This window comes from Delftia sp. BGA-UO-ETr-SB1, from assembly GCF_059567865.1.
In genome coordinates this window covers 2,264,172-2,277,287 of the sequence record NZ_JCAQOW010000006.1, presented here as the reverse complement: position 1 = coordinate 2,277,287, position 13,116 = coordinate 2,264,172, and the positions used below count along the sequence as shown (strand labels likewise).

Annotated in this window: 16 protein-coding genes; 7 read left to right on the top strand and 9 right to left on the bottom strand. The window is 68.6% G+C overall.

Features of this window, described 5'->3' with window-relative positions; translation table 11 throughout:
• Positions 1-66: 66 nt before the first annotated feature.
• Positions 67-384: a hypothetical protein gene (locus AC57B5_RS28925; protein WP_013801667.1), complete on the bottom strand. Its 318-nt coding sequence runs from the start codon at positions 382-384 to the stop codon at positions 67-69.
• A 187-nt stretch (positions 385-571) separates the two neighbouring features.
• On the opposite strand from AC57B5_RS28925, the gene AC57B5_RS28920 reads away from it, so the two are divergent.
• Genes AC57B5_RS28920 through AC57B5_RS28905 form a run of 4 tightly spaced genes read left to right on the top strand, consistent with a single transcriptional unit; the run spans position 572 to position 2,907 of the window.
• A complete protein-coding gene (locus AC57B5_RS28920; RefSeq protein ID WP_496400797.1) occupies positions 572-1,132 on the top strand; it encodes a GbsR/MarR family transcriptional regulator in 561 nt (186 codons plus the stop codon).
• A 32-nt stretch (positions 1,133-1,164) separates the two neighbouring features.
• Complete coding sequence (locus tag AC57B5_RS28915; protein ID WP_496400796.1) at positions 1,165-2,034, top strand: NAD-dependent epimerase/dehydratase family protein; 870 nt, start codon at positions 1,165-1,167, stop codon at positions 2,032-2,034.
• Complete coding sequence (locus AC57B5_RS28910; protein ID WP_496400795.1) at positions 2,027-2,431, top strand: DoxX-like family protein; 405 nt, start codon at positions 2,027-2,029, stop codon at positions 2,429-2,431. Before AC57B5_RS28915 ends, AC57B5_RS28910 begins: the two co-directional genes overlap by 8 nt.
• On the top strand, positions 2,428-2,907 hold the full coding sequence (locus AC57B5_RS28905; protein ID WP_496400794.1) for a DUF2269 family protein: 480 nt from the start codon (positions 2,428-2,430) through the stop codon (positions 2,905-2,907). Before AC57B5_RS28910 ends, AC57B5_RS28905 begins: the two co-directional genes overlap by 4 nt.
• A 41-nt stretch (positions 2,908-2,948) precedes the next feature.
• On the opposite strand, the gene AC57B5_RS28900 is transcribed toward AC57B5_RS28905, so the two are convergent.
• The 8 genes from AC57B5_RS28900 to AC57B5_RS28865 form a co-directional block, all read right to left on the bottom strand.
• Entirely contained in the window at positions 2,949-3,164 is a 216-nt protein-coding gene (locus tag AC57B5_RS28900; protein WP_012206434.1) for a TOBE domain-containing protein, read from the bottom strand.
• A 54-nt stretch (positions 3,165-3,218) separates the two neighbouring features.
• Positions 3,219-4,199: an ATP-binding cassette domain-containing protein gene (locus AC57B5_RS28895; protein WP_047218081.1), complete on the bottom strand. Its 981-nt coding sequence runs from the start codon at positions 4,197-4,199 to the stop codon at positions 3,219-3,221.
• A gap of 15 nt (positions 4,200-4,214) precedes the next feature.
• Positions 4,215-5,066, bottom strand: a complete 852-nt coding sequence (gene ssuC / locus AC57B5_RS28890; protein WP_374617451.1) for an aliphatic sulfonate ABC transporter permease SsuC — start codon at positions 5,064-5,066, stop codon at positions 4,215-4,217.
• An 11-nt stretch (positions 5,067-5,077) separates the two neighbouring features.
• A complete protein-coding gene (ssuD, locus tag AC57B5_RS28885) occupies positions 5,078-6,238 on the bottom strand; it encodes an FMNH2-dependent alkanesulfonate monooxygenase (RefSeq protein WP_349614537.1) in 1,161 nt (386 codons plus the stop codon).
• A gap of 38 nt (positions 6,239-6,276) precedes the next feature.
• Entirely contained in the window at positions 6,277-7,332 is a 1,056-nt protein-coding gene (locus AC57B5_RS28880; protein WP_043820577.1) for an aliphatic sulfonate ABC transporter substrate-binding protein, read from the bottom strand.
• 23 nt (positions 7,333-7,355) lie between these two features.
• The gene (locus tag AC57B5_RS28875; RefSeq protein ID WP_016448337.1) at positions 7,356-8,357 is read right to left on the bottom strand and encodes a sulfonate ABC transporter substrate-binding protein; all 1,002 of its coding nucleotides are present in this window, start codon (positions 8,355-8,357) and stop codon (positions 7,356-7,358) included.
• Positions 8,358-8,513: 156 nt separating this feature from the next.
• The gene (locus AC57B5_RS28870; protein WP_496400793.1) at positions 8,514-8,693 is read right to left on the bottom strand and encodes a hypothetical protein; all 180 of its coding nucleotides are present in this window, start codon (positions 8,691-8,693) and stop codon (positions 8,514-8,516) included.
• Between the two features lie 80 nt (positions 8,694-8,773).
• The gene (locus tag AC57B5_RS28865) at positions 8,774-9,796 is read right to left on the bottom strand and encodes a sulfate ABC transporter substrate-binding protein (protein WP_496400792.1); all 1,023 of its coding nucleotides are present in this window, start codon (positions 9,794-9,796) and stop codon (positions 8,774-8,776) included.
• A 144-nt stretch (positions 9,797-9,940) separates the two neighbouring features.
• Between AC57B5_RS28865 and AC57B5_RS28860 the strand changes: the two genes are divergently transcribed.
• The 3 genes from AC57B5_RS28860 to mnmC all read left to right on the top strand — a co-directional run bounded on the left by AC57B5_RS28860 (position 9,941) and on the right by mnmC (position 13,001).
• Positions 9,941-10,213, top strand: coding sequence for an oxidative damage protection protein (locus AC57B5_RS28860; RefSeq protein ID WP_012206441.1), 273 nt, complete (start codon positions 9,941-9,943; stop codon positions 10,211-10,213).
• 172 nt (positions 10,214-10,385) lie between these two features.
• Complete coding sequence (locus AC57B5_RS28855) at positions 10,386-11,054, top strand: trimeric intracellular cation channel family protein (protein WP_496400791.1); 669 nt, start codon at positions 10,386-10,388, stop codon at positions 11,052-11,054.
• Positions 11,055-11,069: 15 nt separating this feature from the next.
• Positions 11,070-13,001 carry a bifunctional tRNA (5-methylaminomethyl-2-thiouridine)(34)-methyltransferase MnmC2/FAD-dependent 5-carboxymethylaminomethyl-2-thiouridine(34) oxidoreductase MnmC1 gene (mnmC, locus tag AC57B5_RS28850; protein ID WP_496400790.1) on the top strand — a complete coding sequence of 644 codons (1,932 nt, stop codon included), beginning with the start codon at positions 11,070-11,072 and terminating at the stop codon, positions 12,999-13,001.
• Positions 13,002-13,116 lie beyond the last annotated feature (115 nt).

Below are 13,116 nucleotides of genomic sequence, written 5' to 3'. Positions count from 1 at the left end.
TGTCTCAGGCTCTCCCCTTGCCCTGTTGGCGGCTCCCCAAAAAAGCCCCCAACTCGCTTTTGCCTCTCAGGACCGCGGAGTGCTGCTGCGGCCCAGGTCCCGCTGTCGCTCCTGGCGCGCCCGGGCCAGTTGCTCGCGTTCGGCCAGCAGGTTGATTTCGGTGATGCAGTTGAATTCGTCCAGCGTGAACACCATGGTGGCACCGCGCTCGATCTTGTCCACGGTCTGGTGCAGCGGCAAGGTCAGGTCCACCGGCGGGCGGTTGGAGCGGTAGATCAGTTCCTGCTCGGGCGTGTAGACGGAATAGCAGGCGGCAGACGCGGCCTGCGCCAGCGCGCAGGCGGCCAGCACGGTGATGGCACGCAGGTTTTGCACAGCAGTCATGGTGTTCCCCTCAAAACGACGGCCCGCCTGTGTATGTACTGGGTGGCAGGCCAGGCTGCCCAGCATTATGGAGCAGCACATGCCGCGCCCCGCCAGGTGCCGCCTCCGCGCTGCAGCCGGTTTTGATTTTTCAGCTTTCTCAAATTTCTCTATTGACAGAAATTTCAGGCCTGCAGACACTGAGGCCATGCAACTGAGTCCCATCGCACACCGTTTCATCCACCATTGGGGCGACATGGGCAGCTCCTGGGGGGTGAACCGCACGGTCGCCCAGATCCACGCCCTGCTGTTCTTCCATGGCCGCCCGCTCAACGCGGAAGAGATTGCCGACACGCTGGGCGCCGCTCGCTCCAACGTGAGCAACAGCCTCAAGGAACTGCAAGGCTGGGAGCTGATCCGCACCAGCCGCAGGCCTGGCGACCGCCGCGACTACTTCGAGACCTCGTCCGATGTCTGGGAGCTGCTGCGCACCATCGTGCGGGAGCGCAAGCAGCGCGAATTCGACCCGACCTCCGAGATGCTGCGCGAACTGATCGCCGAGCCTGGCTTCGACGCCGAATCCCCCGACACCCAGGACCGCGTGCACGAGACGCTGCGCCTCATGGAATCGCTGGGCATCTGGACCGATGAAATGCTGCGCCTGTCGCCCTCCACGCTGGACAAGCTGCTGCGCCTGGGCGCCAGCGTGCAGCGCTTCGTGCGCTCCGAGGCCGCTGAGACCCGCGTCAAGCGCGGACGCCGAGCCTGAAATTTCCGTCACAAGAGAAACTGGAGATCACCATGCGCATTCTGGTCTGCGGCGGCAACGGCTTCATCGGCCGCCATATCGTCAACCTGCTGGCCTTGGCCGGCCATGATCCCGTGGCGCGCAGCCGCCATTCCCTGCCTGCGCTCGACTACGCCAAGGCCACCACGCCCGACGCCTGGCTGCCGCACCTGGCGGGCGTGGACGCCGTGGTCAATGCCGTGGGCGTGCTGCGCGACAGCGCCTCCCGGCCTATCGATGCCATGCACGCCCAGGCCCCCATCGCCCTGTTCGATGCCTGCGCGGCGGCCGGCGTGCGGCGCGTGGTACAGATCTCTGCCCTGGGCATAGAAGGCAGTGCCACGCGCTACGCCACCACCAAGCGCACTGCTGACGAGCACCTGCTGGCACTCACGGCAGCCGGACATCTGCAAGGCTGCGTGGTGCGCCCCAGCGTGGTGTTCGGCGCCGGCGGCGCCAGCAGCGAGATGTTCCTGTCCATGGCGCGTCTGCCGGCGCTGCTGCTGCCGCGCCCCGTGCTGCAGGCCCGCGTGCAGCCGGTGGCCGTGCGCGACCTGGCCGAGGTCGTGGCCGGCCTGGTGACGCGCCCCGAGCCCGTGGGCATGATCGAGATCGGCGGCCCCCTGCCCTTGCCGCTGGCCGCGCTGATTGCCAGCCTGCGCGCGCAAATGGGCCGCGCTCCGGCCCGCGTGGGCACCCTGCCCGGCTGGCTCACCCGCGCCAGCGCACGCGCTGGCGACTGGGTCAGCGCCTCACCCTGGTGCAGCGAGACACTGGCCATGCTGGCCAGCGACAACGTCACCGATCCGGCGGGATTGCAAGGCCTGCTGGGCCGGCCCGGCATTGCGCCCGCCCAGTTGCTGGCCACGCTGCGCCATGGGTGAACACCGCCTGCGCCAGGTTCCCCCTTCACAGCGCGCCATGCACCTCAGCCTGATCGCCGTCTGGCTGGGCACGGCCCTGGTCAGCGCCATCGAGCACCGCGGCCTGAGCGTGCAGGTGCTGGCCGATGCCGGCATCCACGATGCGCGCTGGCAGACATTCCTGGTCTGGAGCGGCCTGCTCGCCGACCTGACCGTGGGCCTGGCGCTGTGGCTGCTGCCCGGCCGCAAGAGCTATCTGGCGGCCTTGCTGCTGATGGCTGCCATGACCGTGCTGGCCACGGTGCTGCAGCCCACGCTGTGGCTGCACCCGCTGGGGCCGCTGCTCAAGAACCTGCCGATCGCAGCCATGCTGCTGCACCTGATGTCGGCGCCCGTCACGTCCAAGGAGTCCGCATGAATCTCTACCTGTTGCTCAAGACGCTGCATATCGCGTCCAGCGTGCTGCTGGTCGGCACCGGCCTGGGCTCGGCCTTCTACATGTTCTTCGCCAACCGCAGCGGCAGCGTCGCTGCGCAGGCCGTGGTCAGCCGCCTGGTGGTGCGTGCGGACTGGTGGTTCACCACGCCCTGCGTGGTCATACAGCCTGTGAGCGGCATTGCCCTGGCCCACATGGCAGGCTGGCCGTTGACCACGCCATGGCTGGCACTGTCGCTGGGCCTGTACCTGCTGGCCGGCGCCTGCTGGCTGCCCGTGGTCTGGCTGCAGGTGCGTATGGCCGCCATGGCGCGCGGCGCGCACACAGCGCAGGCCGCCCTGCCCGCGCTGTATGCCGTCTATGCCCGGCGCTGGGAGGCGCTGGGCTACCCGGCCTTCATTGCCATGGCCGTGACCTACTACCTCATGGTCAACAAGCCGATGCTCTGGGGCGGTTGAGCATCGGCAGTGCCTTCAGTGCCTGGCCTCAGGGCTTGGCCTCAGAGCTTGGCAATGGACACTTCGGTGGACTTGACCAGGGCCACCACGTCGGAGCCCACGACCAGGCCCAGCTCGTCCACCGAGCGCGTGGTGATCACCGAAGTGACCACGCCCCAGGGCGTTTGCACATCGACTTCGGAGACAACGTCACCACGGATGATTTCGCGCACCTGGCCCTTGAACTGGTTGCGCACGTTGATGGCTTGAATGGACATGTTTTTCTCCTGGGGATGAAAAGGAATCAAAGGAAGGTTGGGGAAAACGAAAAGTCAGACGGCCCAGCGCAGGCCATGGGCCGGCACGCCAGGCCAGGCCGTGGTGTCGGTCAGCGGGTTGGAGTCGGGCTCGGCGGCGGGCTTTTGCAGCACGCGGTCGAGAATGCGTTGTTCAATGGCCGCCAGCGCCACGCTGCCGTGCACGCGCGGCCGTGGCAGGGCGATGCGTTCATCCAGCGCAATGCGGCCGTCCTCGATCAGCACCACACGGTCGGCCAGGGCCACGGCCTCCTGCACGTCATGCGTGACCAGCAGGGCCGTGAAGCCGTGGCGCTGCCACAGGCCTTCGATCAGGCGGTGCATCTCTATGCGGGTGAGCGCATCGAGCGCGCCCAGCGGCTCGTCCAGCAGCAGCAGTTGCGGGCGGTGCACCAGGGCACGCGCCAGGGCCACGCGCTGGCGCTGGCCGCCGGACAGGCGCGCCGGCCATTCGCCCTCGCGGTCGGCCAGGCCGACCTGGGCCAGCACTTCGCGGCCACGTTCCTGGGCCGAGGCGGGCAGGCCCAGCGTCACATTGGCCAGCACGCGCCGCCAGGGCAGCAGGCGCGCGTCCTGGAACATGATGCGCGTGCCGCCCTGCGCGCCCTGCACGGCGCGGGCGGGCTCGCCGTCCAGCAGCAGGGTGCCGGCCGTGGCCTGCTCCAGCCCGGCGACCAGGCGCAGCAAGGTGCTCTTGCCGCAGCCGCTGCGGCCCACGATGGCGACGAATTCGCCAGGCTCCACCTGCAGCTGCACTTCGTGCAGCACCTCGCGCTGGCCGTAGCGCTTGGTCAGCCCGCCGGCCTGCAGGCGCACGCCACGGCGTGGTGCGGATTGGGGGGATGCGGACTGCGGCGCATCATCGTTCTGGGCCAGGCGGTCGCTGACGTCCAGGCCATCGGCGTCGAACGAGGCCTCCCAGGCCATCGCCGGCGCGGTGGTGTTCAGCTCCACGGCCTGTGCCAGCGTGGTCTTCATGCGGTTCCATCGGCTCATGTCGTGCTCCTTGTGTCACTTGGGCTGGTAGCCCGGATGCCAGCGCAGCCACCAGTGCTCCAGCGCACGCGCAAACCAGTCGGCCAGCTTGCCCAGAAGGGCGTACAGCAGGATGCCGACCAGCACCACGTCGGTCTGCAGGAACTCGCGGGCGTTCATGGTCAGGTAGCCGATGCCCGACTGCGCCGAGATGGTCTCGGCCACGATCAGGATCACCCACATCAGGCCCAGCGAAAAACGCAGGCCGACGAGGATGGAGGACAGCGCGCCCGGCAGGATGACCTCGCGATACAGCTGCCAGCGCGTGAGGCCGTAGCTGCGCCCCATCTCGATCAGCGCGGGGTCCACATTGCGTATGCCGTGGAAGGTGTTCAGGTAGATGGGAAAGAACACCGAGACGCTGATCAGGAACAGTTTGGCGCTCTCGTCGATGCCGAACCACAGGATGACCAGCGGAATCAGCGCCAGCGCGGGAATGTTGCGCACCATCTGGATGGTGGAGTCCAGCAGCGTCTCCGCCCAGCGCAGCGAGCCCGTGAGCAGGCCCAGCGCCAGCCCCAGCCCGCCGCCGATGGCCAGGCCCCCCAGCGCGCGGCCCGCGCTCACCTGCACATGCTTGAGCAGCTCTCCCGACTCGGCCAGCGCCTGCGCGGCGCGCAGCACATCCAGCGGAGCGGGCAGCACCCGCGTGGACAGCCAGCCGAAGGCCGAGGCGGCCTGCCAGACGGCGATCAGCGCCAGCGGCACCAGCCAGGGCACCAGGCGGCGGCCCACGCCGGCCGCAAAGCGCAGCAGCGGCGACCAGGAATCGCCGGCCGGGGAGGCCGAGGAGGCCGGCAGCGCAGTAACGGTACGTGCATCGGACATGCGTGACTCCCTCAGCTTTGCGACGCGCGCGGCGAGTACAGGTTGGCAACGGTCTCGCCCAGCGGCCCGCCCACGCCGCCAGCCAGCCTGTCGCGCACGGACAGCGGCAGCAGCGGGAAGACCAGCTCGGCAAAGCGGTAGGCCTCCTCCAGGTGCGGATAGCCGGACAGCACGAAGGTGTCTATGCCCAGGTCCGCGTACTCCTTGATGCGGTCGGCCACGGTCTGCGCATCGCCCACCAGGGCCGTGCCCGCGCCGCCGCGCACCAGGCCCACGCCGGCCCAGAGGTTGGGGCTGATCTCCAGCTCGGCCCGCGTGCGGCGGCTGCCGCCGGCATGCAGGGCGGCCATGCGGCGCTGGCCTTCCGAGTCCATGCGCGCGAAGGCGGCCTGGGCCTGGACCACGGTCTCGTCCTTGAGACGGCTGATCAGGCGATCGGCATCGGCCCAGGCCTCGTCCTCGGTCTCGCGCACGATGACGTGCAGGCGGATGCCGAACTTCACGCTGCGGCCATGGCGCGCCGCCTTCTCGCGCACATCGGCAATCTTTTTGGCCACCTCGGCCGGGGGCTCGCCCCAGGTCAGGTAGGCATCGACCTGCTCGGCGGCCAGGTCGTGCGCGGCTTCGGACGAACCGCCGAAGTACACGGGCGGATACGGCTTTTGCAGCGGCGGGAACAACAGCTTGGCGCCCTTGACCGAGAGGTGTTCACCTTCGTAGTCGAGCGTGCCGCCCTCATGGCTGCGCTCAAGGATCTCGCGCCAGATGCGGATGAACTCGGCCGATTGCTCGTAGCGCTCGGCATGGTCGAGGAAGACGCCGTCGCCCTCCAGCTCGGCACGGTCGCCGCCCGTGACCAGGTTGATCAGCAGCCGCCCGCCCGACAGGCGGTCGAACGAGGCCGCCATGCGCGCCGCCAGGCTGGGCTGGTGCAGGCCGGGCCGCACGGCGACCAGGAACTTCAGGCGCTTGGTGACCGGAATCAGGCTGGAGGCGACGACCCAGGGGTCCTCGCAGGAGCGGCCCGTGGGAATCAGCACGCCCTCGTAGCCCAGGCTGTCGGCCGCGATGGCGACCTGCTTGACATAGTCGTGGCTGAGCGGGCGGGCGCCCTCGGCCGTGCCGAGGTAGCGGCTGTCGCCGTGGGTGGGAATGAACCAGAAAACCTGCATGCGCTGCTCCAGTCAGGGGACGGAATCGAGGAAGGAAATCAAAGGGCGGAAGAAGGCCGCGCCGCCGCAGGCTCGGCCAGCCGCGCGTACTCGGCCGCCGAGGGCCGCCAGACGATGTCGGCCACCTGTACCTGGCGCGGAATCAGGCCCAGCCGAAAAAATGCATCGGCCACGCGCTGCTGGTCCACCACGGTCTGCGCAGCCAGCAGGCCCACGGGAGAGCTGGGCCGGCGCGCAATGAAGCGGCTGACCACCGCCGCATCCAGGCCGCTGAAGCCGGCCACCAGGGCCACGGCCTCCTGGCGTGCGCTCTGGGCCAGGCGATCGGCGCGCGTGAGCTCGTCGAACAGCGCGCGCAGCACCTGCGGATGGCGCTCCACCAGTCCGCGAGAGGCCAGGTAGAACGAGGCGTTGCCCGACAGGCCTTCGCCATTGGCCAGCACGCGCGGGCGAATCGCCAGCTCGGTGGCCGCGTAGAACGGGTCCCAGATGGCCCAGGCGTCCACGCTCTTGCGCTCGAAGGCGGCGCGCGCATCGGCCGGGGCCAGGTACACGGGCTGGATCTCGTTCCAGGCCAGGCCCGCCTTGTCCAGCGCGCGCACCAGCAGGTAATGGGCGCTGGAGCCTTTTTGCAGCGCCACGCGCCGGCCCTTGAGGTCGGCCAGGGCGCGCAGCGGCGAGTCCGACGGCACGAGGATGGCCGAGCTCTCGGGCTTGGGCGGCTCAGCGCCCACGTACAGCAGGTCGCGGCCCGCGGCCTGGGCAAAGACCGGGGGCGAATCGCCGGTCAGGCCGAAATCCAGGCTGCCTGCGGCCAGGGCCTCCAGCAGCTGGGGGCCGGCCGGAAACTCCAGCCAGCTGACCTTGGTGCCCGCAAAGCGCTTTTCCAGCACGCCCTGCTGCTTGAGGATGACCAGGTTGACGGCCGACTTCTGGTAGCCGATGCGCAACTGCTCCGGCCCGGCCACGGCGGCCGGCGTCTCGGCGCGTGCGTACTGGCCGGCCAGGCTCCAGCTGAAGGCGGTGGTGCCCAGCAGTTGCAGGGCCTGGCGGCGCACGCGGTCCAGGCGGGGCTTCTTGGGGATGGCATTCATGGTGCGGACTCCTTGCAGTGGGCTCAGGGGCGCGACGCGATCAGGTCCACGGGCGCGGCATGCAGCAGGTTGAGCTTGCGGGGGATGAGCTTGAGCTCGAAGAAGGTGTCGGCGATCTGCTGCTGCTCGGCCAGGATCTCGCGCGTCACGGACGAGGTGCCGAAGCGTGCGCGGCTCAGGTACAGCTCGGTGATGGACTTGTCCAGCCCCAGGATGCTGGACAGCTCGGCGGCAGCGGCCGTCTGGTTCTTCGAGGCCCAGCGGTCAATCCCATCGACCTCTTCGATGGCAATGCGCAGCACATCGGCATTGCGCGTGGCGAAATCGCGCGAGGTGAAGTAGTAGGCGCGGTTGTTGACCACGCCCGTGGCATCGGCCAGCAGGCGGGCGTCCAGCGTCTTTTGCGCGGCAGCCAGGAAGGGGTCCCAGATCAGCCACGCATCGACGGAGCCGCGCTCGAAGGCGGCACGCGCATCGGCCGGCGCCAGGAAGACGGACTGCACATCGCCGTACTTCAGGCCGTGCTTTTCCAGCAGCTTGACCAGGAAGTACTGCACGTTCGAGCCCTTGTTGTAGGCCACGCGCTTGCCCTTGAGGTCCTGCACGCTGCGGATGGGCGAGTCCTTGGGCACGATCACCGCCTCCAGCCCGGGGCGCGGCACGGTGGCGCCCGCATAGACCAAAGGTGCGCCTGCGGCCTGCGCAAAGATGGGCGGGGCCTCGCCCACATCGCCGAAGTCGATGGAGCCCACGTTCAGCGCCTCCAACTGCACGGGGCCGGCGTTGAACTCGATCCAGCGCACCGACACGCCCAGCGGCGCCAGCCGCTTTTCCAGCGTGCCCCGGCTCTTCAGGATGGACAGCCAGCCCTTTTGGTGGCCCACGCGCAGCACGCGGTCGCCCGCCTTGTCCTGGGCCAGGGCCGGGCCGCCCACCGTGGCGACTGCTGCGGCAAGGCCCGCGCCCAGCAGTTGGCGTCGGCGCCAGTTGGCTGTGTGTCGGGGGAAAGAATCAAACGAGACCATGACGGACATCCTTGGAAGAGTGGTGCGTGGCGCGTGGCGCAGGCAAAGCGCTGCCCATGCATGCGCGCGGCATGCAGCCAGAAAACAAAAAAGGGAAGGCGGAGCAAGGGGCAGCCGCCTGCAGGGCCGGGCCTGCAGGCGCACCGCACGGAGTCGTCAGGTGCTACATCGCCGGCTGGCGAAGGCCACGGTCTCGAAGCGAAGAAAAGAGCTGGATGCCACCACGCCTGCCACACCTGCCTTGCCTGCCACTCCTGCCTTGTGCATCCGCACGCCTGCCTGCGCCGTGCGGCGCGCGGCCTGCAAAAAGTGGCGGGAGGTCAGGAAGATGGACATGGCGGATCGTGGGGGTTGGCAGGGGTCTGGGAAAGCGGGTGAATCAGTGGGTGGGCGCCGGCCGGGCCGGCGCGCCGCACTCACTTCTTGGTGTAGATCTGGTCGAAGCTGCCGCCGTCGGCAAAGTGGTCCTTGTCGGCCTTGGCCCAGCCGCCAAAGGCCTGGTCGATGGTGACCAGCTCCAGCTTGGGGAACTTGTCCGCAAACTCGGCCTTGACCTTGGCATCCGTGGGACGGTAGTAGTTGCGGCCGGCGATGCGCTGGCCTTCCTCGGAGTACAGGTACTTCAGGTACTCCTCGGCCACGGCGCGTGTGCCCTTCTTGTCCACGACCTTGTCGACCACGGCCACCGAAGGCTCGGCCAGGATGGACAGCGAAGGCACGACGATCTGGAACTTCTCGGGACCGAACTCCTTGAGTGCCAGAAAGGCCTCGTTCTCCCAGGCCAGCAGCACATCGCCCACGCCGCGCTGCACGAAGGTGATGGTGGCGCCGCGCGCGCCGGTGTCCAGCACGGGCACGTTCTTGAACAGCTTGCCGATGAAGTCCTTGGCCTGTGCGTCGCCGCCGTACTTGCGCTTGGCGAATTCCCAGGCGGCCAGGTAGTTCCAGCGCGCACCGCCGCTGGTCTTGGGGTTGGGCGTGATCACCTGCACGCCGGGCTTGACCAGGTCGTCCCAGTCCTTGAGGTTCTTGGGATTGCCCTTCTTCACCAGGAAGACGATGGTGGAGCTGTAGGGGGCCGAGTTGTGCGGCAGGCGCTTTTGCCAGTCGGCCTTGAGCAGGTTGCCGTTCTTGACCAGGGCGTCGATGTCGCCGGCCAGCGCCAGCGTGGCCACGTCGGCGTCGATGCCGTCGATGATGGAACGCGCCTGCTTGCCCGAGCCGCCATGCGACTGCTTGACGCTTACGTCCTGCCCGCTCTTGGCCTTCCAGTGCTTGGCGAAGGCCTGGTTGTATTCCACGTACAGCTCGCGCGTCGGATCGTAGGAGACATTGAGCAGTTGCACCGACTGGGCCAACGCCGGCAGAGCCGACAGGGTCAAGCCCGCGATCAGGCCGACGGCGACAGGAAACTTGATAAAGTGGCGGCGAATTTTCATTGGAGTGTCGGTAGAGAGTGGAGACGACGGTCTGGTGCCGTGGAAAGCATTCTCAAAGCCAACTCTTAAAACTCAAACCAATAAGATTTCAGTTTGTTATTCCCAAAACATCTGAATCTCCACAAGACAAGGACTCAATTCCCCATGGCACGTACCGTTCACTGCATCAAGCTTGGCGTTGACGCTGAAGGCCTGGACTTCCCGCCCTACCCCGGCGAGCTGGGCAAGCGCATTTTTGAAGGCGTGAGCAAGCAGGCCTGGGCCGACTGGCTCAAGCACCAGACGATGCTGGTCAACGAAAACCGCCTGAACCTGGCCGACGCACGCGCCCGCCAGTACCTGGCCCGCCAGATGGAAAACCACTTCTTCGGCGGCGGCGCCGATGCGGCGGCCGGCTACGTGCCTCCTACGGCCTGAGCCGCTTCGCGCCCTTTCACCGCCCCCGTCGCACCGCGCCGGGGGCGGTTTCATTTGCGGTGCCGCAAACGGCCGCCGCCCAGAGACCGCCTACAATGCCCGCCTTCTTGCGCTGGACGGCGCAGTGGCCGCACACCCTGCGGCGCGGGCCGGTCTTCATCCGAGGTTTTCCGTGCTTCCATCCGTCTCCCTGCTGGAATCGTTCCAGGCATCGCAGTTCACCGTCATGCTGGTGATCTACCTCGTGGCCATCACGGCCGAAGCCATGTCGGGCGCGCTGGCGGCGGGCCGGCGCAACATGGACATCTTCGGCGTGGCCGTGATCGCCTTCGTCACCGCGCTGGGCGGCGGCACCATCCGCGACATGGTGCTGGGCCACTACCCCATCGGCTGGACGCAGCACCCTGAATATGTCTACCTGGTCATCTCGGCCGGACTGCTGACCATCGTCGTGGCGCGCCACATGCACCATCTCAAGCAGGTCTTTCTGCTGCTGGACGCCATGGGGCTGATCGCCTTCTCGCTGATCGGCTGCAACGTGGCGCTGGAGCTGGGCTACCCGCCCGTGGTGGTGGTGATGTCGGGCATGTTGACCGGCATCAGCGGCGGCATTCTGCGCGACGTGCTGTGCAACCAGGTGCCGGTCGTCTTCCGGCGCGAGCTGTACGCCAGCGTGTCGCTGGCCGTGTGCCTGCTGTTCCTGGGCCTTCGCTCGCTGGAAGTGGGCTCCAACCTCAGCACCGTCGTCTGCTTTGCGGGCGGACTCACGCTGCGCCTGGCCGCCATTCGCTTCAAGTGGCGCCTGCCCGTGTTCTCCTACCAGCAGCGCTGGGAGGAGTAGTTCTGCCCCTTGCCCATGTCCGAACCCATTGAATGGCTGCCCGATGGCACGCCCTACAGCCCGCGCTTCGGCGACCGCTACCACAGCGAACTCGGCGGCCTGGACCAGGCCCGCCACGTCTTTCTGGGCGGCTGCGGCCTGCCGGCGGCCTGGGCCGATGCGCCGCAATGGCGCATCCTGGAGACCGGCTTCGGGTTCGGGCTGAATTTCCTCGTGGCCTGGGAAGCCTGGAAGGCCGATCCCCGGCGCCCGAGGCTGCTGCATTTCGTCTCGGCCGAGGCCTTTCCCGTCAGTGCCGACGCCATGCGCCAGGCCATGCCGCGCGAGCCAGGATTGCGCCTGCTGGCCGAGGAGCTGGCCACCCGGTTCCAGGGCCTGCTGCCCGGCGTGCACCGCCTCGCCTTCGAGCAGGGCCGCGTGCTGCTGACGCTGTACATCGGTGATGCCCAGGCCATGCTGCGGCGCCAGCAGCTCACGGCCGACAGCATCTACCTGGACGGCTTCACGCCGGAACTCAACCCCGACCTCTGGAGCGCCGACACCCTGCGCGCGCTGGCGCGCCATTGCCGACGCGGCACGCAGCTGTCCACCTGGTGCGTGGCGCGCACGGTGCGCGATGGCCTGGCCCAGCACGGCTTTCAGGTCCGCAAGGTGGATGGCGTGCGCCCCAAGCGCCACAACCTTCATGCCGTCTTCGACCCGGCCTGGCAACCGCGTGGGCCGCGTGCACAGCCGCAGGAAGCCATCACCCCACGGCGCTGCATGGTGCTGGGTGCAGGCATCGCCGGTGCGGCCGCCGCCGCCAGCCTGTCGCGCCGTGGCTGGCAGGTCACCGTGCTGGATGCTGCCGAGGCGCCTGCAGCGGGCGCCTCCGCCCTGCCCGCGGGCCTGTTCTGCCCCCATGTCTCGCCCGATGACAGCCTGCTGTCCCGCCTGAGCCGCGACGGCGCACGCCTGACCCTGGCGCAGCTGCAAATGCTCTCCGGCCAGGGCCTGCTGCAACCGGGCACGGACTGGTGCGATACCGGCGTGCTGGAGCACGGCGTGGAAGCCGCCCCGCGGCTGCCGCGCGACTGGCAATCCCCCGGCCCGGGCGACCACTGGAGTCGGCCCGCCAGCGCCGATCAACTCTCGGCGGCCGGCCTGCCCGCCGACGCCCCGGCCTGCTGGCATGTGCAGGCCGGCTGGGTACGCCCGGCGCGGCTGGTGCAGGCGCAGCTGGCGCTGCCGGGCGTGCGCTGGCAGGGCCGTGCCTGCGTGGCGCGTCTTGCATGCACCGATACAGCAGGTGGCGCGCCCGTCTGGCAGGCCCTGGATGAACAGGGCAATCTGCTGGCCGAGGCTGAACTGGTCGTTCTCGCACTGGGCCCCGCAACGAATACGCTGCTGGAGCACAGCCTGGGCGCCCAGGCCGCCTGGCCGCTGCAGCCCATTCGCGGCCAGGTCAGCTGGGATGTGCACACCCCGGCCAGCGCGCAGGCCATGCCGCCCTTTCCCGTCAACGGCCATGGCAACCTGGTGCCTGCCATGCCGCTGCCCGGCGACGCAGCCGGGCCAGGCTGGGTCATGGGATCGACCTTCGAGCGCGACCAGACCGCGCTGCCGCCAAGTCCCGAAGACCAGGCCGCCGCCCATGCAGCCAATGGCGCCAAGCTGGCGCAGCTGCTGCCACGTGCCTACCAGGGCCTACAAGGCTTCTTCGACGCGCCACCGCGCGCCACCTGGGGCGCCGTGCGCGTGGCCTCGCCAGACCGGCTGCCCGTGGTCGGACCGGTGTCCGATCAGGCTCCCGGCCTGTGGGCGCTGACGGCCATGGGCTCGCGCGGGCTCACCCTGTCGCTGCTGTGCGGCGAGCTGCTGGCAGCACGCCTGCACGACGAACCGCTGCCCCTGGATGCCAGGCTGGCGGCTGCCCTGGCCAGCGAGCGCCTGGGCCGCAGGCGCTGAGCCGTTGTACCGCCCGGCCGCTGAACGACCGGGCATTCACACAACGGCCTGAAAGAAAACCCGAGTCTTCCCGCAGACGGTTTTTTGTCACTCGTTATGTTTTCTAGTGCATATC